Origin of the sequence: Leclercia sp. LTM14, from assembly GCF_023736175.1 — a bacterium.
GTDB lineage: Bacteria > Pseudomonadota > Gammaproteobacteria > Enterobacterales > Enterobacteriaceae > Enterobacter > Enterobacter barmai.
In genome coordinates this window covers 15,702-35,590 of the sequence record NZ_JAIKTT010000007.1, presented here as the reverse complement: position 1 = coordinate 35,590, position 19,889 = coordinate 15,702, and the positions used below count along the sequence as shown (strand labels likewise).

The following is a 19,889-nucleotide window of genomic DNA, read 5'->3' as shown; positions in this document are numbered from 1 at the left end:
GCAACAGAAATCACCGAAATAGCGTTTCACTACAAATTAAAAACACTAAACTATTTCATGAATGAACTTTACGCGATAATGTTAAAGAACAACGCTTATCCTTATGTTTAATAATGATAATAGTTTCTCAGGCTCAATGTTGACATTGGATTCACCTTGTTTATTAATAAACTACTGCAACTAGTTGGTTTATTGAAAATTTGTGACAAAGGCTAGCAATCCGCTACGATGATTTCATCAAACTGTTAACGTGCTACAATTGAACTTGATATATGTCAACGAAGCGTAGTTTTATTGGGTGTCCGGTGTCACTTAGCCTGTTATGTTGCTGTTAAAATGGTTAGGATGACAGCCGTTTTTGACACTGTCGGGTCCAGAGGGAAAGTACCCACGACCAAGCTAATGATGTTGTTGACGTTGATGGAAAGTGCATCAAGAACGCAATTACGTACTTTAGTCACGTTACGCCGGTCATGTTAATTTGTGGCATGTATCAGGCAGGTCAGGGACTTTTGTACTTCCTGTTTCGATTTAGTTGGCAATTTAGGTAGCAAACATGCAGACCCCGCACATTCTTATCGTTGAAGACGAGTTGGTAACACGCAACACGTTAAAGAGCATTTTCGAAGCAGAAGGCTACGATGTCTTTGAAGCGACCGATGGCGCAGAGATGCATCAGATCCTTTCTGAAAATGATATCAACCTGGTTATCATGGACATTAACCTGCCGGGTAAAAACGGCCTTCTGCTGGCGCGTGAACTGCGCGAGCAGGCGAACGTTGCGTTAATGTTCCTGACCGGCCGCGACAACGAAGTTGATAAAATTCTTGGCCTGGAAATCGGTGCGGATGACTACATCACCAAACCGTTTAACCCACGCGAGTTAACCATTCGTGCACGCAACCTGCTGTCCCGCACCATGAACCTGGGCACGGTCAGCGAAGAGCGTCGTAGCGTAGAGAGCTACAAATTCAACGGCTGGGAACTTGATATTAATAGCCGTTCTCTGGTGAGCCCACAGGGCGACCAGTACAAGCTGCCGCGCAGTGAATTCCGCGCCATGCTGCACTTCTGTGAAAACCCGGGCAAGATCCAGTCCCGTGCAGAACTGCTGAAAAAAATGACCGGCCGTGAGCTGAAGCCGCACGACCGTACCGTTGATGTGACTATCCGCCGTATTCGTAAACACTTCGAATCCACGCCGGATACCCCAGAAATCATCGCCACCATTCATGGTGAAGGCTATCGTTTCTGCGGCGACCTGCAGGAGTAATCCCGCACGCAAGCCATAAAAAACGGCGCTTTCGCGCCGTTTTTTTATTTCCATATCCGCATCGCATCTTTATCCGGTGACGCCGGTGGCTCCGTGCGTTTCGGCTGGGAGAGCGAGTACCAGTCAAAGTGCCGCGTAAGGTACATCACCGCAAACAGCGCCAGTGCCAGTACGGCTGAACCCAGCAGCAACGCGCTGTCTTCCGAACGCAGCAGGAACCACATCACCACGTCCAGCCCCAGCAGCGCCAGCACAAACAGGCCGCTGCGTTTCCAGCTTTTCAGCACCGCCTGCAGGTAGACACCGTTCATTAATGCTCCCACCAGGCTGGCGATAATCCACGCCGGGGTGAATCCCACATGCTCAGATAACGCCAGCAGCACCAGGTAGAACAGCACCAGCGCCAGCCCCACCAGCAGATACTGCATCGGGTGCAGCCGCAGCCCGGTTAAGGTTTCGAAGACGAAGAAGGCCATAAACGTCAACGCAATCAGTAGAATGGCGTACTTAATCGCCCGGTCGGTCAGCTGATACTGGTCGGCAGGAGTCGCAACCGTGACGCTGAACGCCGGGATCGCGTTCCATTCAGGAACCTCGTTGTCGTTGAACCAGCCTGCCAGATTGTTCGCAAACCAGCTGCTTTTCCAGTTCGCCTGGAAACCGGACGCGCTAATCTCATGCTTAACCGGCAGGTAATTGCCCATAAAGCCCGGGTGCGGCCAGTTGCTGGTAAGGGTCATCTCGCTGTTACGTCCCACCGGAACTACCGCAAAGCTACCGGTGCCAGCCAGATTCAGCGACATCTCCAGCGAGAGGGTTTTAGACTCCAGCGCCTTATCGGTCAGCGGAATATGAATGCCGGATAACGCCCCGTACACGCCAGCGCCGGGCTCGATGTTAAGCGTCTCACCATTGATTTTTGAGATGCTCACTGCGCCAATCCCGCGCGCGTCACCCACGCCGACCACGATAAACGGCTTGCCGAGCGTCATCGTCTCACCCTCAAGCTCCGCCAGTTTTTCCGTGGTGAACTGCGCCTTAATGTTGAGATCGCTATTCCAGATTTGCCCGTCATAAATGCCGATGCTTCGCGTCTGCACGTGCTGCTTGCCGTTGACAAGCAGCGTCTCCGGCAGAATGAAGTGCATATAACGCTTCTTGTACTCTACCTTTTTCGCGTCCTCCTGCTTGTAATAGACCTCCGTCACCGGAATGGCGATCAGCGGGCCGACCAGCTGCTGCGGGCCGCTGGTGCTTTGACGCAGGGTATTTTCGACCTCGTCGCGGTAGCTCTCCCGCTCCGAAATCAGGTTGCCCACCATTATCAGCGGGACGAGTAACAGCAGGATGCACCCCAACAGGGTGGTGACTTTCCAGAACAGGGGGGATTTCATATCAGGTCTCCTTTGTGATGGGGAGAGCCTAACAACGCTATGTGGGGCCAGTTTGAAGTTATGTGAAGGGACGGTGAAGTGTCAGCGTGGCGATCACGCCGCCATCAGTACGGTTTTGCAGATCGATACTCCCCTGATGCAGACGCGCCACCTCCTGCACAAACGCCAGCCCCAGCCCGCTGCTTTTCAGCCCGTTCTGGCGCGGGAGCGAATAGAAGCGTTCAAAAATTCGCGGCCGGGCGTAATCCGGGATCCCGCTTCCGGTATCGGTCACGGCGATCTCAACCTGCCTGTGAGACTGATTGGCCGCAAGCTGGATCGTTCCACCCTGCGGCGTGAAGTCGATAGCGTTATCCAGTAAATTGCCCAGCGCCTGCTCAAGCAGATCGGCATCCCCCTCCACGCAGCATCCGCTCTTTTGCCAGCTCAGGGTGATATGTGCGGAGGCCAACGTCGCCGCGCGCGCATCGGCAAGTCGCGAGAACAGCTCGTCAATGCTGACGCTGACCGGAACAATCTCGACCCGGTTTTCCAGCCGCGCCTGGGCGAGAAGTTTTTCCACCAGCGACTGCATGCGCGCGTTTTGCACCAGAATGTTATCGATAAACCGCGCCGCCACCTGCGGCGGGGGCTGCTCTGTCAGGATCTCCGCCGCCCCGCGAATGGCGGCCAGCGGGCTTTTCAGCTCGTGGGTAAGCGCGTGCACATAGTGTTCGATGTAATTTTTCCCCTCCAGGCGAACGCGCATGTTCTCTAATGCCTGCGCCAGCTTGCGCAGTTCACTGCTGCCCGGATCGGGCAACGGCAGAGGGCTATCCGTGGTCACCGAGTCGGCATAGCGCGACAGGGTGTTAATCGAGCGGTTAATCCACCAGGCCACCGCCAGACCAATGAGCAACGCCAGGCCCAGCAACGCCCCGCCGGCCCACAGGATCCGCCGCTCGCTGCGCTGGATCACCGGCGCCATCGCGCTGTTGGGTTTTCCGACCGACAGCACGCCGATGATCTTGCCCTGATCCACCACCGGCGCGGCAACGTACATCACCGTGCTCTCAGGATCCTGCGGATTGCCCGGAGTGCTGCGGGCGCCGTACTCCCCGCGCAGGGTCAGCCAGACGTCGTTCCAGCGTGAGTAATCCTCGCCCACCGCACGTCCGGCGGAGTCAAATACCACCCTGCCGCGGGCATCGGTCATGTAGACGTGATACTCGTTACGCACTTTGTGGATGCCGCCAATATTGGCGCGAAACGGGCGCAGATGGAGGCGGGAAAAGGCCTGGGCCAGCTTGCCTTCCTGCGGGTTGTCCGAGAGCAAGTCGTCTCGCCCCACCTCCGCCAGCAGCGTGGCGGTGTCAATCAGCGTCCCTTCGGTGGCCCTGCGCACGCCGGGCTTCACCTCCTGAACAAAGATCGACAGCACAAACCACGCGGCGATGGCCACGATCAGGAAGTAGCCCAGCAACAGCCGCATGCCGATGCGCATTAATACAGTCCCAGACTATAGCCCATGCCGCGATGGGTGCTGATGGGGGAGAGCCGATCGTTTATCGCCCGGAGTTTGGCGCGCAGAGTTTTGATATGGGTGTCGACGGTGCGATCGAAACTATCCCCCTCTTCCCCCCACACCTTATCCATCAGCTGCTGGCGAGAAAAGACGCGGCCCGGCGCGTTCAGCAGCGTTTTGAGCAGCAGAAACTCGTAGCGCGTCAGGGGTAAGGGCTCACCAAACCAGCTGATTCTGGCGGCAGGTTCGTTCAGCTCAAACTGGCCGATACGAACGATCTCTGAAGGCGCGGCGGATTTTGCATGCGCCGCAGAATGGTCCGCACCCGGGCGCATACCTCCCGGGGGGAAAAGGGTTTGGCGACGTAATCATCCGCACCGATCTCAAGCCCGAGCAGCTTATCCACCTCATCGCTGCGGGCCGTCAGGAACAGCACCGGCAGCGAGGGATGCAGGGTCAGAAGCTGACGGCACAGTTCAAACCCGCTGATATCCGGCAGCCCCACGTCCAGGATGGCGATCGCCGGGATCTGTCGGCGCGCCTCCTCCAGCACCGGCAGGCCACGCTCAAAGGCCGTCACCGCAAACCCCTCCTGCTGGAGCATATAGATCAGCGTATCGGCAATGCTGATTTCATCTTCAACCAGCCAGACCACAGGTTGCTGCATGCTGTATCCCTGAATTAATGCCACGGCATAATTGGCACCGCGCTCAGCGCGTTTTTCGGCGAACCTTCGACGACTTTATCCGAGTAGGCCAGGTAAGCCAGGGTGTTACGTTTCGCATCATAGAAACGCACTACCTGCAGTTTTTTGAACACCAGCGAGGTGCGTTTCTGGAACACAACGTCACCTTGGGATTTACCGTTTTTGATCTTCTCGCTCAGCTCGACTGGCCCCACCTGCTGGCAGGAGATGGCGGCATCAGAGGTGTCTTCCGCCAGCCCAAGGCCCCCTTTTATCCCGCCGGTTTTTGCCCGGCTGATATAGCAGGTCACATTCTTCACATCGGGATCGTCAAAGGCTTCAACGACAATTTTGTGGTCCGGCCCGAAAACCTTGAACACGGTATCAACAGAGCCAATTTCCTCTGCCTGCGCGGCCTGACCGGTTAATACCAGCAGCGCCGTGACGATCAATGTCTTGTATTTCATATTGTTACCATATTTGAAAATTGAACTGCGTAATTATTCAACAATCATATAAAAAAAGCAGCAAGATCACAGCATTAGAAAATATCCTTCCGGATCATCAGGAAAATCGCATTTAAGCGCAAAAAACACTGAATGCTAAAACATCAAAAAATGCTATTATCCGCTAACCTGTTAGCAGGGTACCTGCTGTTTTAAGGATGAGGATAGTATATGGATCAGGCTGGAATTATTCGCGATCTTCTTACCTGGCTGGAAGGCCATCTGGATCAGCCTTTGTCACTCGATAATGTAGCGGCAAAAGCGGGATATTCTAAGTGGCATTTACAGCGGATGTTTAAGGATGTCACCGGTCACGCCATTGGCGCCTATATCCGCGCCCGTCGTCTTTCCAAATCCGCCGTGGCGCTTCGCCTGACTGCGCGCCCCATTCTGGATATCGCCCTGCAGTACCGTTTTGATTCACAGCAGACCTTCACCCGCGCGTTCAAAAAACAGTTCTCGCTGACGCCTGCGCTCTATCGCCGCTCGCCGGACTGGAGCTCGTTCGGCATGCGTCCGCCGCTGCGCCTCGGCGAGTTCACCATGCCGCAGCATGAGTTCATCACTCTGCCAGAGACCCACCTGATCGGCACCACGCAGAGCTACTCCTGCTCGCTGGAGCAGATCTCCGAATTCCGTCATCAGATGCGCGTCCAGTTCTGGCGCGAGTTCCTCAGTCACGCGCCGGCCATCCCGCCGCTGCTGTATGGCCTGAACGAGACGCGTCCAAGTCTGGAAAAAGACGACGAGCAGGAGGTCTTCTACACCACCGCGTTAACGCCGGAAATGGCCAATGGCTATATTCAGGGGTCGAAACCGGTTGTGCTGGAAGGCGGTGAATACGTGATGTTCACCTACGAAGGGCTGGGGACCGGCGTGCAGGACTTTATCCTGACGGTCTACGGCACCTGCATGCCGATGCTGAACCTGAACCGCAGAAAGGGGCAGGATATTGAACGTTACTATCCTGCCACTGAGTTGAAACCGGAAGAAGGTCCTATCGAACTGCGTTGCGAATACCTGATTCCTGTCCGCCGTTAACGCTGCAGCTCATCTAGCGCAGGGGCATCGAGATGCGAGATATCCCCTGCCATCTCCACAATCCAGCCTGAAGCCAGCCACGGACTCTGCTGATAGTCGATGCGGGAAAGCGAGCAGTTGCGCAGACGCAGGCGGCGTTCAGCCCATGCCGGAAGCCCGAGAATGGTGCTGACCAGACAGCCCAACGCCATCCCGTGACTGACCAGCAGCGGTCGGCTCCCCTGCGGCAGATCCAGGCAGGCCGCCAGCGCCGCGTGCATACGCTCGCTCAGCTCCAGCATCGATTCACCTTGCGGGATACGGCCCTCTTCGCTGCCGTTGACCAGCGTACGACGCCAGCCCTCTTCTTCTTCGGTCAGGGTATCGATAAGACGCTGTTCCAGCACCCCCATATCCAGCTCGCGCAGGCGGGCATCCACAGTGACATCGCAGCCGCAGGCCTGCGCGATGATCTCCGCTGTGCGTCGCGTGCGACCTAAATCGCTGGCGATGATGTGGGTGATGCCCAGTGTTTTGGCACGTTCGCCAACCTGCCAGGCCTGTTGCTCGCCCTTGGCAGTGAGTGGACTGTCTGACTGGCCTTGAATACGTCGCTCGGCGTTCCACTGCGTTTCACCGTGGCGAACAAGGTATACCTGTAACATGCTTTTTTCCGTTATACTACGATGATATTTTTAGAGTTAGGCTTAATTATGCACCAGGTTGTCTCAGCTACCACTAATCCTGCCAAAATTCAGGCAATTCTAAGGGCATTTGCCGAGATCTTCGGCGAAGGATCCTGCCATATCGAATCCGTCAACGTCGAGAGCGGCGTCCCGGAACAGCCAATCGGCAGCGAAGAAACCCGCGCTGGCGCACGGAATCGCGTGGCAAACGCCAGGCAGGCATATCCGCAAGCGGACTTTTGGGTCGCCATTGAAGCCGGGATCGACGAAGGCAGCACCTTCAGCTGGGTGGTGATCGAAAGCGCACATCAGCGCGGTGAAGCACGTTCCGCCACCCTGCCGTTACCGGCGATCATTCTGGATAAAGTACGCGAAGGGGAAGCCCTTGGGCCGGTGATGTCGAAATACACCGGCATCGATGAGATCGGACGTAAAGAGGGGGCGATTGGGGTGTTTACCGCCGGCGCGCTCACGCGTTCAAGCGTTTACCACCAGGCGGTGATCCTGGCGTTAAGCCCGTTTCATAACGCGATTTACCGTTAATAGCCGGATGGCGGCTTCGCCTTATCCGGCCTGGGGCGTAGGTCTGATAAGCGCAGCGCCATCAGGCGTTTTTCAGCAGCACATTCTCAAGCCACTGGCGTAATTCTACCGGCGCGGACTTCAGGCTGTTTGAGCCGCGGGTGATGGTCGCGATCCCCGCCCCCAGCTCGCTTTTCAGCTCGCGCTGGCTCATTTCACCGCGCAGCAACTCCTCAATGATGCGCACCCGGGTACCCAGCGCCTCGCGCTCGTCGGGCGTGAGCATCAGCTGCAGCAGCGGCAGATGCAGATCCTGTTCATATGACTGGCGAAGCAGCTCCACAAAACGAAGCCACTCCTGATGACGCTGCTCGGCCATCGCCGATGAGTAAGGTGAATTCTGGGTCATGTTATGCCGCCTTTCGTACTCTTAAACGAGTACAAGCATAACATAACCCTCACCGATCAGTAACGTCGCTGCCACTCACTGTCGCTCATCAGGGTATCTTTCTGCCCCATGAAGTAGCGATAGTAAGCATCATACGCCAGCACGTTCTTCACATAGCCGCGGGTTTCCGAGAACGGAATGCTCTCGACAAACGCCACCGCGTCGATGCGTCCGGCGCTGTTGCCAAGCCAGGTGCGCACGCGTCCCGGCCCGGCGTTATAGGCTGCCGAGGCGAAGATGCGGTTGTCGCCGAACTGGTCGTAAACGCTCTGCAGATAGGTGGTGCCGATGTTGATATTGGTTTCTGGATCCAGCAGCTGCGACGGACTGGAGTAGCCCGGAATACCAAACTTCTTCACCGTGTGGGCAGCCGTGGCGGGCATTACCTGCATCAGACCGCTGGCCCCGACCGGCGAGCGCACTTTCGGGTTCCAGGCGCTCTCCTGACGGGCAATCGCCATCGCATAGCTCTGGGGAATGTCTTTCCCGCTGGTGTAACGATCGAACAGATCTTTATAGGCCAGCGGGAAACGCTCCTCGAGATGATCCCACAGCTTGCCGGCGATCGTCGCCTGCACGCTGAGATCCCACCAGTGATTATCGAAGGCATAGCGCGCAAGCTGGGCTTTTTCATCTACGGTACGGCTGGTGACCAGGTTCGCCCATTCGCTGCGGGCGGTGTTATCCAGATTCCAGTACATCAGCTCGCGCACCCGCGCCATCTCCGGCCCTTGCACCAGCGCGGCGTTGACGCCGGACGGCGCTTTATCAATCTTAAGGGTGTACTCTTCGCCAAGCCGCTGGGCCGCCACCATCGGATAGAAACCGCGCTGCTGCATCAGGCTGCGCAGGATCGATTTTGCCTCCTCATTACGCCCCCGCTCCAGCAGCAGATCCGCCTGCCAGTAGCGCCATTCATCCTTCTCTTTTGCTTCCATCGGCAGACGCGCCAGCCAGGTGTTCAGGCCGCGGCGATCGCCGTTCCCCAATGCCATGCGCACACGACGCTCCACCAGCGAGGTGGAGTTTGAACGCATGATGGCGTCATCACGCCAGCGTGCCTGCTCGTCGGTGAGGTCATTGCCCATCAGTCGCCACGCCACGATATCGCGCAGCTCCTGGGTTTGATCCTCATTAAGCTGCTGCGCCTGAGCGAGGGTTGGGATCATCAGCCGGGCGTTTTCCACGTCATCCCGCGCCACGCTGGTGAAGGCCACCGCCGCCATCTGACGGGTAAAATCGGTCGCGCCGGTGTTGCGGGCGAAGTCCATCACCGTTTTCGGATCGTTCGCCAGCTGGATCAGGGCGCTGGAGATGGTCTGGTAATCCGACGGCATCTGCCCGGCAAGGGTGGTGACCAGACGGGTATTACCCGCTTTCATCGCCAGACGAATACGCTCCAGATAGGCTAAAGGATCCTGCTTGCCGGAAGCGCGCCACGCGCCAAACAGCGAGTCGCAGGCGTTAGGCTGGCTTTTACCGGTAAGCCACAGCTCTTTGGCGCCGTTCCAGGCCTCTTCCTGCTGGCCCGTCGCCCATTTTGCGTAATAGTAGTTACACTGCGCTTCGGTAGTGCCCGGTTTTTCCGGGCTAAAGGCCAGCAGGCCGCGCCAGTCTTCACGACGCGCCAGTTCGTTCACAAAGCGCGACTGCAGGGTGCGCGCCGGGGGCAGCGTCGGGTTGGCCTGAATAAAGTTTTTAACGGTGATCGTCGGCTGGTTCATCAGATCGTCGGTAAGCTGACGGTATTCCAGATAGGGATAGAGCGGATACGCTTTCAGCGTCGGCATCAAGGCCTGCACTGTCTCCATCTGTCGCTGATCCCATGCCTGTTTGATCTGTGCATAGCGGTTACGTTGTTCATCCAGTGAATCGGCTCGCGCTGCGCTGCTGATGGTCAGCACGCAGACGCTGGCAGCCAACAGTCGCCAGCCCACTTGTTTGGCTTTTACCACACGCTCATCCTCTGTTAATCGTCATTAAATGCAGCATCGTGCCGCGCAAAAGCGTAATTAACTTATGCTAACCAGGCATCCCCCAACGCGCCACGTTACCGACACATTTTTACCTTTCTTGCGCGTTTTAACACTCCAGACGTCGATGGCTGGGATTAGACGGGGAAAAAGGCTACACTTCGCCACTATTCTCATCACGATAAAAGAGGCGAAGTCCAACGTGGCTCAATTCGTTTATACCATGCATCGTGTCGGCAAAGTGGTACCGCCGAAACGTCATATTCTTAAAAATATCTCGCTGAGCTTCTTCCCGGGCGCAAAAATTGGTGTGCTGGGTCTCAACGGTGCCGGTAAGTCCACCTTGCTGCGCATCATGGCGGGCATCGATACAGACATCGAAGGTGAAGCCCGCCCGCAGCCTGGCCTCAAAATCGGTTACCTGCCACAGGAACCGAAGCTGAACCCGGAACACACCGTTCGCGAATCCGTTGAAGAAGCCGTTTCCGAAGTGGTTAACGCGCTGAAGGGTCTGGACGAAGTGTACGCGAAGTACGCCGAGCCGGATGCGGACTTCGACAAGCTCGCTGCCCAGCAGGGTAAATATGAAGAGATCATCCAGGCACACGACGGTCACAACCTGAACGTACAGCTGGAGCGTGCGGCCGATGCCCTGCGCCTGCCAGACTGGGATGCAAAAATTGAAAAACTGTCCGGTGGTGAACGCCGCCGCGTTGCGCTGTGCCGTCTGCTGCTGGAAAAGCCAGACATGCTGCTGCTCGACGAACCAACGAACCACCTGGATGCGGAATCCGTAGCCTGGCTGGAACGCTTCCTGCACGACTTCGAAGGGACCGTTGTGGCGATCACCCACGACCGTTACTTCCTCGATAACGTTGCCGGTTGGATCCTGGAGCTGGACCGCGGTGAAGGTATTCCGTGGGAAGGTAACTACTCCTCCTGGCTGGAGCAGAAAGATCAGCGTCTGGCGCAGGAAGCTTCTCAGGAAGCGGCGCGTCGTAAGTCGATTGAGAAAGAGCTGGAGTGGGTTCGTCAGGGCACTAAAGGCCGTCAGTCTAAGGGCAAAGCCCGTCTGGCACGCTTCGAAGAGCTGAACAACACCGAATACCAGAAACGTAACGAAACCAACGAACTGTTTATTCCGCCTGGAGCACGTCTGGGGGATAAAGTCGTTGAGGTCAGCAACCTGCGTAAATCCTACGGCGACCGCGTTCTGATCGACGATCTGAGCTTCTCGGTACCGAAAGGCGCTATTGTTGGGATCATCGGTCCGAACGGCGCGGGTAAATCGACCCTGTTCCGCATGATGTCCGGTCAGGAACAGCCTGACAGCGGCACCATCACCCTCGGCGAAACCGTGAAGCTGGCATCCGTTGACCAGTTCCGTGACGCAATGGATAACAGCAAAACCGTCTGGGAAGAAGTTTCCGGCGGCCTGGATATCATGCGTATCGGCAACACCGAAATGCCAAGCCGTGCCTATGTAGGGCGCTTCAACTTCAAAGGTGTTGATCAGGGTAAACGCGTGGGCGAGCTGTCCGGCGGTGAGCGTGGTCGTCTGCATCTGGCGAAACTGCTGCAGGTTGGCGGTAACGTCCTGCTGCTCGATGAACCGACCAACGACCTGGACATCGAAACCCTGCGTGCGCTGGAAAACGCCATGCTGGAGTTCCCGGGCTGCGCAATGGTTATCTCCCACGACCGTTGGTTCCTCGACCGTATCGCTACCCACATTCTGGATTACCAGGATGAAGGTAAAGTGGAGTTCTTCGAAGGTAACTTCACCGAGTACGAAGAGTACAAGAAACGCACCCTGGGCGCCGACGCCCTGGAGCCGAAGCGTATCAAGTACAAGCGTATCTCCAAATAAAAAGCAAAACGGCAACCAACAGGTTGCCGTTTTTGTATGTGTTTTCCCCTCTCCCCTTTGGGGAGAGGGCCAGGGTGAGGGGATCAGGCCGCACAGCACTATCTGCCGGGTGGCGGCTTCGCCTTACCCGGCCTACAAAACTGTAGGCCCGGCAAGCATCGCGCCGCCGGGCAATTAGCGGCAGAAGGGTTACCCCTTCTCCCCCATCATCTCTTTCACCAGCTCCACGCAGCGCAGGAAGCGGTTGTCATAGTCCGCCTCTTCCACGTGCACAAAGTCGATATTGTTCGCGTCGAGCATCTCTACCAGCATGGTCTGGAACTCTTTTCTGTCCACCGAACTGCCGAGACTGCGCATCCCGTCCGCCACCCAGGGGGTGTTGTTCTCCAGCAGGATCACCAGGTCGAAGCGGTATTCGTCGATCAGCGCCTGCACAAACGGGTGCTCGCGCCCTTCGTATTTTTTACAGAACGCCTGGGTGGTGACGAAATCGGTATCGACAAACGCCACTTTATTGGCGTATTTCACCGCGAAATCAATGTACTGTGCGTGCCCCAGCGCAATCTTGTCGTAGTCGGAATACTGCAGCGCCATCTCATCGCCGCCGAGGTGCGAGAAGACGTAATCCCGGCCATATTCCCAGGCGCTGGTGGTGTTGAAGATGTTGGCCAGCTTGTTGACCAGGGTCGACTTACCGCTGGATTCGCCGCCGAGGATCGCCACCGTGCGCACAAAGAACGGCTTCACTTCCGTCGGGATGTACTCCCAGTAGCGGAACGGGTTCTCACGGATCTGCGCCCCGCTGATGTTCATAAAGGTGCGTTTAGGGTCGATCAGCACCGTTTCCGTGCCCAGATGTTCGGGATATTGCGAGGCGTCAGACTCTTCAGAGGTGTAGATAAAGTCAGGCTGGATGCCCTTCTCTTCCATAAAGGCTTTGATGCCGTTGCTCCAGACGTCCCAGCCGTGCGGATACGGCTCCATGCCCTCTTCGTTAAAGGCATGAATGCGGATATTTTTCTGGTACTTAAAGGTCTGCAACAGCCAGCGCAGGCGGTCGGGGACGGTGGGCTGCTGTGACATAGCGCTCGCTTCGAACAGCTCGCGATCGCGCTTCTCATCATAGCCCATGATGATATGCAGCTCGTCCACCTGGCTACAGGCGCGCTGGATCAGATAGATATGCCCGGTATGCAGCGGATAAAACTTGCCGAACACCACGCCGATGTTCTTCTGCATCCGCGGAAATTCAAGCCCCAGAAAGCGGTGCAGCGCTTCCAGCTTCTGCGCGCTGGGGCTTTTGATTTTGGCATTCAGCAGCTGGCTTAAATAGCCCTTGGTCATACCGCTGGCTTCCGCCACCTGCTGCAGGGTGCAGCCTTTCTGGCGGATTGCGGTCTTGATATAGTCAAATGACGACATAAATTACGGTGCCTCCTGCAACATCGAATAGGTAATTATAAGTCGTCAAAGACGTTTAACGCATCTGCGAGTTTCTTCACCCCAAACACTTTCATCCCTTCGGGGATTTTTTTCGGCACGTTGGCGGCGGGCACAATCGCCCGGCGGAAGCCGTGTTTTGCCGCCTCGGAAATGCGCTCCTGACCGCTCGGCACCGGACGGATCTCACCGGCCAGACCGACTTCGCCAAAGACCACCAGATCCTGCGGCAACGGACGGTCGCGCAGGCTGGAGACCATCGCCAGCAGCAGTGCCAGGTCGGCGCTGGTTTCGGTGACTTTTACCCCACCGACCACGTTCACAAACACATCCTGATCCGCCATCTGCAGGCCGCCGTGACGGTGCAGCACCGCCAGCAGGATCGCCAGACGGTTTTGCTCAAGGCCCACCGCGACGCGACGGGGATTGCCCATCATCGAGTGATCGACCAGGGCCTGGATCTCCACCAGCAGGGGGCGCGTCCCTTCCCAGACCACCATCACCGAACTGCCGGAGGTGACTTCATCGCCGCGGCTCAGGAAGATGGCCGACGGGTTGCTGACTTCACGCAGCCCCTGCTCGGTCATGGCAAAGACGCCCAGCTCGTTCACCGCGCCAAAGCGGTTTTTGTGGCTACGCAGGGTGCGGAAACGGGTATCAGCATCGCCATCCAGCATTACCGAGCAGTCGATACAGTGCTCGAGCACCTTCGGGCCTGCCAGGGCGCCATCTTTGGTGACGTGGCCGACCATGATAATTGCCACGCCGCGCGTTTTGGCAAAGCGCGTCAGGTAGGCGGCGGTTTCGCGCACCTGGGCGACGCTGCCCGGCGACGACTGCACGTCCGCCATGTGCATCACCTGAATGGAGTCGATCACCATCAGCTTCGGCTGCTCTTCTTCAGCAATCATGCAGATCTGCTCGATGCTGGTTTCGGAGAGCATATTGAGGTCGTTGGTGGGCAGCCCCAGCCGGTGGGCGCGCATCGCCACCTGCTGCAGCGACTCTTCCCCGGTGACATAGAGCGTTTTCATCTGCGACGCGAGCTTGCAGAGGGTTTGCAGCAGCAGGGTCGATTTACCCGCCCCCGGGCTACCGCCAATCAGAATGGCGCTGCCCGGCACCACGCCGCCGCCCAGCACCCGGTCAAACTCTTTAAAACCGGTGGAGAAGCGCGGCAGGGCTTCGAGGCTGATCTCGGAGAGTTTCTGGACTTTCGATACGCCCGCATTGCCCGCATAACCGCTCAGACGCTCGTTACGGGCAACGGTTGGCGAAGCGGCAATGCCGCGCACTTCGGTGATGGTGTTCCAGGCATGACAGGCGCTGCACTGCCCCTGCCAGCGCGGATAATCCGCCCCACATTCATTACAGACAAATGCGCGTTTTGGAGCTTTCGCCACGTTTTACCTCTTTATTTCTGCGCGGCCTGCTTGCGGGGTGGTGCTCTCGCTTGCCCGGCAAGCAGGCCTATACAACTATTTCTGGTTTACGCTGCCGGAGAGAATGCAGAACACCCCCATCAGGTCAGCATGACGGATAATGACTTCCGTCTTTTCATTCACGGTCGGTTTGGCATGATAGGCAATGCCAAGCCCGGCCACTTTAATCATCGGCAGATCGTTCGCGCCGTCGCCAATCGCCACCGTCTGGGCAACCGGGATGTCATATTTTTCCGCCAGACGCGTCAGGGTGTTGGCCTTAAACTGGGCGTCGACGATCTCGCCAATCACCTTCCCGGTAAGTTTGCCGTCGCGGATCTCCAGCTCGTTGGCAACTACGGCGTCCAGACGCAGCTTGTCGCGCAGATACTCGGCAAAGAAGGTGAAGCCGCCGGAGGCGATAGCCACTTTCCAGCCCAGGGTCTCCAGCTTCAGCACCAGCTGCACCAGGCCCGGCATCAGGGGGAGCTTTTCACGCACCTGCATCAGGATATTCGCGTCGGCATCTTTCAGGGTCGCCACGCGCTGTTTCAGGCTGGCGGTGAAGTCCAGTTCGCCACGCATGGCGCGCTCGGTCACTTCGGCCACCATCTCGCCCGTACCGGCAAGTTTAGCAATCTCGTCGATGCATTCGATCTGAATGGCGGTAGAATCCATGTCCATCACCAGCAATCCCGGGGTTTTCAGGTGCGGGATTTTACCCAGCGGTGCCACATCGAGGCCCGCGTCGTGCGCCAGACGGGTGGCGCGCTGGGTCAGGGAGCCGGCCAGGCGGATCACCTGGTAGTCTTCCACGCACCAGGCCGCCACGATCACCATCGCCGCGCCCAGCTTGCGCTGATAGGTTGTTAACTGCTGTTTATCCAGGCCGCGTCCATACAGCAGCCAGCCGCTACGGCCAGCATGGTAATCCAGTGGCATTACCTCATCGCCACTTAATGAGAGCGGCAATCCTGGCCAGAGAGAGACATCATTGGGCAGGTCGCACCAGGTAATGTTTGGCATTAAAGCTCCTGTAAAATCGTTCGCGCCGGGAATCATCCAGGGGGTGAAAATAACGCATGAGGCTACCTTGTAACCATCACTTCTGGCAACATTAACCCCGAAAATTTTCAGCAGGTGGAATATGGCTCGTGCAAAACTGAAATTCCGGCTTCATCGTGCCGTGATTGTCCTCTCCTGTCTCGCCCTGTTAGTGGCGCTGATGCAGGGCGCATCGTGGTTCAGCCAGAATCATCAACGACAGCGTAATCCGCAGCTTGAAGAGCTGGCGCACACGCTGGCGCGACAGGTGTCGCTCAACATCGCCCCGCTGATGCGAACCGAAACGCCGGATGAGAAGCGCATCAGCCAGGTGCTGCATGTTCTGACGGAAGAGAGCCGCATCCTCGACGCCAGCGTTTACGACGAAGAAGGTGGCTTGATTGCCCGCTCAGGGGAGCAGGTCGAGGTACGCGACCGGCTGGCGCTGGACGGTAAAAAAGCCGGCGGCTACTTTAACCAGCAGCTGGTGGAGCCGATTCAGGGCAAAAACGGTCCGCTCGGCTATCTGCGCCTGACGCTCGACACCCATACCCTGGCCACCGAGGCCAAACAGGTGGATAACACCACCAATATTCTGCGCCTGATGCTGCTGCTGTCGCTGGCGATTGGCGTGGTGCTGACCCGCACGCTGCTGCAGGGCAAACGCACCCGCTGGCAGCAGTCGCCGTTCCTGCTCACCGCCAGTAAATCGGTGCCCGAAGAGGAAGAGAGCGAAAAGAAAACCTAGTGGTTTTGTCGATAACCGTTTCAGGAAAGGAAATCTGCATGTCTACATTGCGTCTGCTTATCTCAGATTCATACGATCCCTGGTTTAACCTTGCGGTGGAAGAGTGCATCTTCCGCCAGATGCCCGCCACCCAGCGCGTGCTGTTCCTGTGGCGCAACGCCGACACGGTGGTGATTGGCCGGGCGCAAAACCCGTGGAAAGAGTGCAACACGCGACGCATGGAAGAGGACAACGTGCGCCTGGCGCGTCGCAGCAGCGGCGGTGGCGCGGTGTTTCACGACCTCGGCAATACCTGCTTTACCTTTATGGCCGGAAAGCCGGAGTACGACAAAACCATCTCCACCCGCATTGTGCTGAATGCGCTGCAGGCCCTGGGCGCCACGGCGGAAGCCTCCGGGCGTAACGACCTGGTGGTGAAAACGGCAGAGGGCGACCGGAAGGTCTCCGGCTCGGCCTACCGCGAAACCATGGACCGCGGTTTTCACCACGGCACCCTGCTACTGAATGCCGATCTCAGCCGCCTGGCGAACTACCTCAATCCCGACCAGAAAAAGCTGCAGGCCAAGGGCATCACCTCCGTGCGTGGCCGGGTGGCGAATCTGGTGGATCTGCTGCCGGGCATCACCCATGAGCGGATCTGCGACGCCGTTTCAGAGGCGTTTTTTGCCCACTATGGCGAGCGCGTTGAAGCCGAAGTCATCTCCCCTGACAAAACGCCGGATCTGCCAAACTTCGCCGAAACCTTTGCCCGCCAGAGCAGCTGGGAGTGGAACTTTGGTCAGGCACCTGCTTTCTCACATCTGCTGGATGAACGCTTTACCTGGGGCGGCGTGGAGCTGCACTTCGACGTCGAGAAGGGCCATATCTCACGCACGCAAGTCTTTACCGACAGCCTGAACCCGGCCCCGTTAGAAGCACTGGCGGCGCGTCTGCAGGGCTGCCTGTATCGGGCGGATATGTTGCAGCAGGAGTGTGATGCCCTGACTGGCGACTTCCCGGAACAGGAAAAAGAGCTACGGGAGCTGTCGGCGTGGATTGCGGGGGCGGTGCGGTAATAAAAAAGCCGGATGGAAAACTGTACGCCCGGTAAGCGAAACGCCACCGGGCAGCTCTCCTCAGGCCATTCTCTGCACCATTCCATCGATGGCACTTAACCGCGCTTTCATGCCCGCTGCGATTGTGCGAAAGTTTTCACTTATTCGCTTCTCCGCCGTTACCCGATCCCAGAACTGTGTCGCCAGCGGCAGGGCAAATTCCCAGGCCTGACGCGATATCGTGCTGTCGAAACGCAACTCACATGCTTCTTCCCGCATCATACCTGCACTGGAAGGCGCAAACGCCATGGGCAACATGTCATAAACGGGCGTCAGGGATAACGGGAACGCAGAATAATAAAAAGAGAGGTTCCCCGCGTGCATATCGCTGTTCGCGATAAGGCGACCAAATGCCCAGATTTTTTCGACCTGCCCGGCGGCGGTGTCCTCCACGATCCCAGCCTGTACCAGCTTATCGACCGTGTGCGGCCATGCCCCACTGGCGGTGACAAATTCACTTTGTACTGCCTCCAGAGACACGATGGCCCGTCTGCCCGATACGCCTTCGCAGTCAAAGCGTTTCGCCTCAAGAAAAACCTGTCCGTTTTCACCCTGCAGCACTGCGGCATCGCTGGCTGCCAGCCCTGCAGATGCCAGGGTGCTGAGGGCGATTGCCTCCGCCAGTAGCAGATCGCCCCAGCGTACTGAAACTGCGCTCAGTTGCGGGGCGGTAAACTTAACCAGCACATGTGCATCACCCGATACCGTTCGGGAAAAGCAGGAGAACTTAGGCTGTTCTCCGCCTGCCGAAGACCCCACGATCTCCCCCGCCAGCGCCTCGCGGGATAGCTGCGTATAAATCCGATTTTTTTGATCGTCGGCGATAGCATCAGGCGGCGTCGCAGAGAGCCAGCGTTGATAGTTTTCTTCCCCTACCAGCCAGCCGCCAGAGTGCTCACCTGAAAACTGGCTTAGCGCATAAAGCACATCGTTTTCCTGCCACAGGCGGATATCTTCCGGGAGTGAGAATTGCTGCGCCATACGACGACCCCAGGCGCGTCCTAAAAAGCCCTGAGGACGGAGATCGGTCAGGTACCAGGGAAGACCATCAAACCATTGCCATTGCCCATCAGCCTGCAGCACCAGACAACTTCCCTGGGGCCAGGTAGGGTAAATGTCGCCACCTTTGATGGCTCTCCCCTGGGCATTCACCTGCCAGAATGGAAATACGCTGACGCCCCGCACCGGCCTTATCAAGGCGTAGCGAGTGGCGCGTGCTTTTCCAAACTGGATCACTCGATCCTGGGCGGAAACCAGACGTGAAAATGTCGCCTGGCTGATGCCAAGCTGCTGGCGAAGCTCGGGAGCCGCACGCGGTCCCTGCAGTAACAGGTCACTTATGGTTGTCATCAGTGAATGGTTTCATGAATAGATACTTGAATAAATTTAGTACTATATTCAGCTGAAATGCAAAGAGAAATAGCTAAGCAGAAAGATAAAGATGAATAGATTGAAAAGCGGGGGCAGAACGCCCCCGAGGAAGAGTCTTACTCTTTATCGCCCAGCAGAACGGATTCCAGCGCGATTTTGATCATGTCGTTGAAGGTGGTCTGACGCTCAGCGGCTGTGGTCTGCTCGTGAGTGCGAATGTGGTCAGACACGGTGCAGATGGTCAGGGCTTTCGCACCGAACTCAGCCGCTACGCCGTAGATACCTGCCGCTTCCATCTCCACGCCCAGGATGCCGTATTTCTCCATCACATCGAACATCTCGCCGCCGTCTGGCGCGTAGAACAGGTCCGCGGAGAAGATGTTGCCCACGCGAGCGTCAACGCCCAGCGCTTTGGCTGCGTCAACGGCGTCGCGTACCATGCCGAAGTCAGCGATTGCCGCGAAGTCGTGGTCTTTGAAGCGCATGCGGTTAACTTTGGAGTCGGTGCAGGCACCCATCCCGATAACGATGTCACGCAGCTTCACGTCCATACGCACGGCGCCACAGGAGCCCACACGGATGATCTTCTTCACGCCGAAATCGGTGATCAGCTCTTTGGTGTAGATGGAGCAGGATGGGATACCCATACCGTGACCCATTACGGAAATTTTGCGGCCTTTGTAGGTCCCGGTGAAGCCCAGCATGCCGCGAACGTTGTTCACTTCACGCACGTCTTCGAGGAAGGTTTCTGCAATGTGCTTCGCACGCAGCGGGTCGCCAGGCATCAATACGACGTCAGCGAAATCACCCATCTCTGCATTAATGTGAGGAGTTGCCATCTTCAGTTCCTTTTACATTGTTGTTTTTGCCGGGTGGCGGCTGCGCCTGAC

The 19,889-nt window shown here is 57.3% G+C and carries 18 protein-coding genes and 1 pseudogene; 6 read left to right on the top strand and 13 right to left on the bottom strand.

Annotated elements, in window-relative coordinates:
* Positions 1 to 320: 320 nt before the first annotated feature.
* The gene (yjjY, locus tag K5I40_RS14900) at positions 321 to 461 is read right to left on the bottom strand and encodes a protein YjjY (RefSeq protein ID WP_001541509.1); all 141 of its coding nucleotides are present in this window, start codon (positions 459 to 461) and stop codon (positions 321 to 323) included.
* A 95-nt stretch (positions 462 to 556) separates the two neighbouring features.
* Between yjjY and arcA the strand changes: the two genes are divergently transcribed.
* A complete protein-coding gene (arcA, locus tag K5I40_RS14895; RefSeq protein WP_039030451.1) occupies positions 557 to 1,273 on the top strand; it encodes a two-component system response regulator ArcA in 717 nt (238 codons plus the stop codon).
* A gap of 44 nt (positions 1,274 to 1,317) precedes the next feature.
* Here arcA and creD read toward each other — a convergent pair whose 3' ends face one another.
* The 4 genes and pseudogenes from creD to creA all read right to left on the bottom strand — a co-directional run bounded on the left by creD (position 1,318) and on the right by creA (position 5,323).
* Positions 1,318 to 2,667 carry a cell envelope integrity protein CreD gene (gene creD, locus K5I40_RS14890; protein ID WP_138370388.1) on the bottom strand — a complete coding sequence of 450 codons (1,350 nt, stop codon included), beginning with the start codon at positions 2,665 to 2,667 and terminating at the stop codon, positions 1,318 to 1,320.
* Between the two features lie 58 nt (positions 2,668 to 2,725).
* Entirely contained in the window at positions 2,726 to 4,150 is a 1,425-nt protein-coding gene (creC, locus tag K5I40_RS14885; protein ID WP_223074995.1) for a two-component system sensor histidine kinase CreC, read from the bottom strand.
* A pseudogene (gene creB, locus K5I40_RS14880) lies at positions 4,150 to 4,838 on the bottom strand (two-component system response regulator CreB). Before creB ends, creC begins: the two are co-directional and overlap by 1 nt.
* A gap of 14 nt (positions 4,839 to 4,852) precedes the next feature.
* Entirely contained in the window at positions 4,853 to 5,323 is a 471-nt protein-coding gene (gene creA / locus K5I40_RS14875) for a protein CreA (protein ID WP_039030455.1), read from the bottom strand.
* Positions 5,324 to 5,533: 210 nt separating this feature from the next.
* On the opposite strand from creA, the gene robA reads away from it, so the two are divergent.
* Positions 5,534 to 6,403 carry an MDR efflux pump AcrAB transcriptional activator RobA gene (gene robA / locus K5I40_RS14870; RefSeq protein ID WP_039030456.1) on the top strand — a complete coding sequence of 290 codons (870 nt, stop codon included), beginning with the start codon at positions 5,534 to 5,536 and terminating at the stop codon, positions 6,401 to 6,403.
* On the opposite strand, the gene gpmB is transcribed toward robA, so the two are convergent.
* A complete protein-coding gene (gene gpmB, locus K5I40_RS14865) occupies positions 6,400 to 7,047 on the bottom strand; it encodes a 2,3-diphosphoglycerate-dependent phosphoglycerate mutase GpmB (RefSeq protein WP_039030457.1) in 648 nt (215 codons plus the stop codon). The two genes, robA and gpmB, sit on opposite strands and share 4 nt — an antisense overlap.
* Positions 7,048 to 7,095: 48 nt before the next feature.
* Here gpmB and yjjX point away from each other — a divergent pair, with 48 nt between their 5' ends.
* Positions 7,096 to 7,611, top strand: a complete 516-nt coding sequence (gene yjjX, locus K5I40_RS14860) for an inosine/xanthosine triphosphatase (RefSeq protein WP_039030628.1) — start codon at positions 7,096 to 7,098, stop codon at positions 7,609 to 7,611.
* 61 nt (positions 7,612 to 7,672) lie between these two features.
* Here the strand turns inward: yjjX and trpR are convergent, their stop codons facing one another.
* Together trpR and sltY are read right to left on the bottom strand one after the other, a co-directional pair.
* A complete protein-coding gene (trpR, locus tag K5I40_RS14855) occupies positions 7,673 to 7,999 on the bottom strand; it encodes a trp operon repressor (protein WP_039030458.1) in 327 nt (108 codons plus the stop codon).
* A gap of 56 nt (positions 8,000 to 8,055) precedes the next feature.
* Positions 8,056 to 9,993, bottom strand: coding sequence for a murein transglycosylase (gene sltY / locus K5I40_RS14850; protein WP_223074997.1), 1,938 nt, complete (start codon positions 9,991 to 9,993; stop codon positions 8,056 to 8,058).
* 220 nt (positions 9,994 to 10,213) lie between these two features.
* Between sltY and ettA the strand changes: the two genes are divergently transcribed.
* On the top strand, positions 10,214 to 11,881 hold the full coding sequence (ettA, locus tag K5I40_RS14845) for an energy-dependent translational throttle protein EttA (RefSeq protein WP_039030460.1): 1,668 nt from the start codon (positions 10,214 to 10,216) through the stop codon (positions 11,879 to 11,881).
* Between the two features lie 189 nt (positions 11,882 to 12,070).
* Here the strand turns inward: ettA and nadR are convergent, their stop codons facing one another.
* From nadR to serB, 3 genes are all read right to left on the bottom strand, one after another.
* A complete protein-coding gene (nadR, locus tag K5I40_RS14840; protein WP_223074998.1) occupies positions 12,071 to 13,303 on the bottom strand; it encodes a multifunctional transcriptional regulator/nicotinamide-nucleotide adenylyltransferase/ribosylnicotinamide kinase NadR in 1,233 nt (410 codons plus the stop codon).
* A 35-nt stretch (positions 13,304 to 13,338) separates the two neighbouring features.
* Positions 13,339 to 14,724 (bottom strand): DNA repair protein RadA, encoded by a 1,386-nt coding sequence (gene radA, locus K5I40_RS14835; protein WP_039030462.1) that lies wholly within the window; start codon positions 14,722 to 14,724, stop codon positions 13,339 to 13,341.
* Positions 14,725 to 14,799: 75 nt separating this feature from the next.
* The gene (gene serB, locus K5I40_RS14830) at positions 14,800 to 15,768 is read right to left on the bottom strand and encodes a phosphoserine phosphatase (protein WP_138370382.1); all 969 of its coding nucleotides are present in this window, start codon (positions 15,766 to 15,768) and stop codon (positions 14,800 to 14,802) included.
* A gap of 121 nt (positions 15,769 to 15,889) precedes the next feature.
* Between serB and K5I40_RS14825 the strand changes: the two genes are divergently transcribed.
* Entirely contained in the window at positions 15,890 to 16,534 is a 645-nt protein-coding gene (locus tag K5I40_RS14825; protein ID WP_039030464.1) for a YtjB family periplasmic protein, read from the top strand.
* Positions 16,535 to 16,572: 38 nt separating this feature from the next.
* Positions 16,573 to 17,589: a lipoate--protein ligase LplA gene (gene lplA / locus K5I40_RS14820; protein WP_223074999.1), complete on the top strand. Its 1,017-nt coding sequence runs from the start codon at positions 16,573 to 16,575 to the stop codon at positions 17,587 to 17,589.
* A 60-nt stretch (positions 17,590 to 17,649) separates the two neighbouring features.
* On the opposite strand, the gene yjjJ is transcribed toward lplA, so the two are convergent.
* Together yjjJ and deoD are read right to left on the bottom strand one after the other, a co-directional pair.
* The gene (gene yjjJ / locus K5I40_RS14815) at positions 17,650 to 18,978 is read right to left on the bottom strand and encodes a type II toxin-antitoxin system HipA family toxin YjjJ (RefSeq protein WP_223075000.1); all 1,329 of its coding nucleotides are present in this window, start codon (positions 18,976 to 18,978) and stop codon (positions 17,650 to 17,652) included.
* 137 nt (positions 18,979 to 19,115) lie between these two features.
* Positions 19,116 to 19,838 (bottom strand): purine-nucleoside phosphorylase, encoded by a 723-nt coding sequence (gene deoD / locus K5I40_RS14810; RefSeq protein ID WP_014068806.1) that lies wholly within the window; start codon positions 19,836 to 19,838, stop codon positions 19,116 to 19,118.
* Positions 19,839 to 19,889 lie beyond the last annotated feature (51 nt).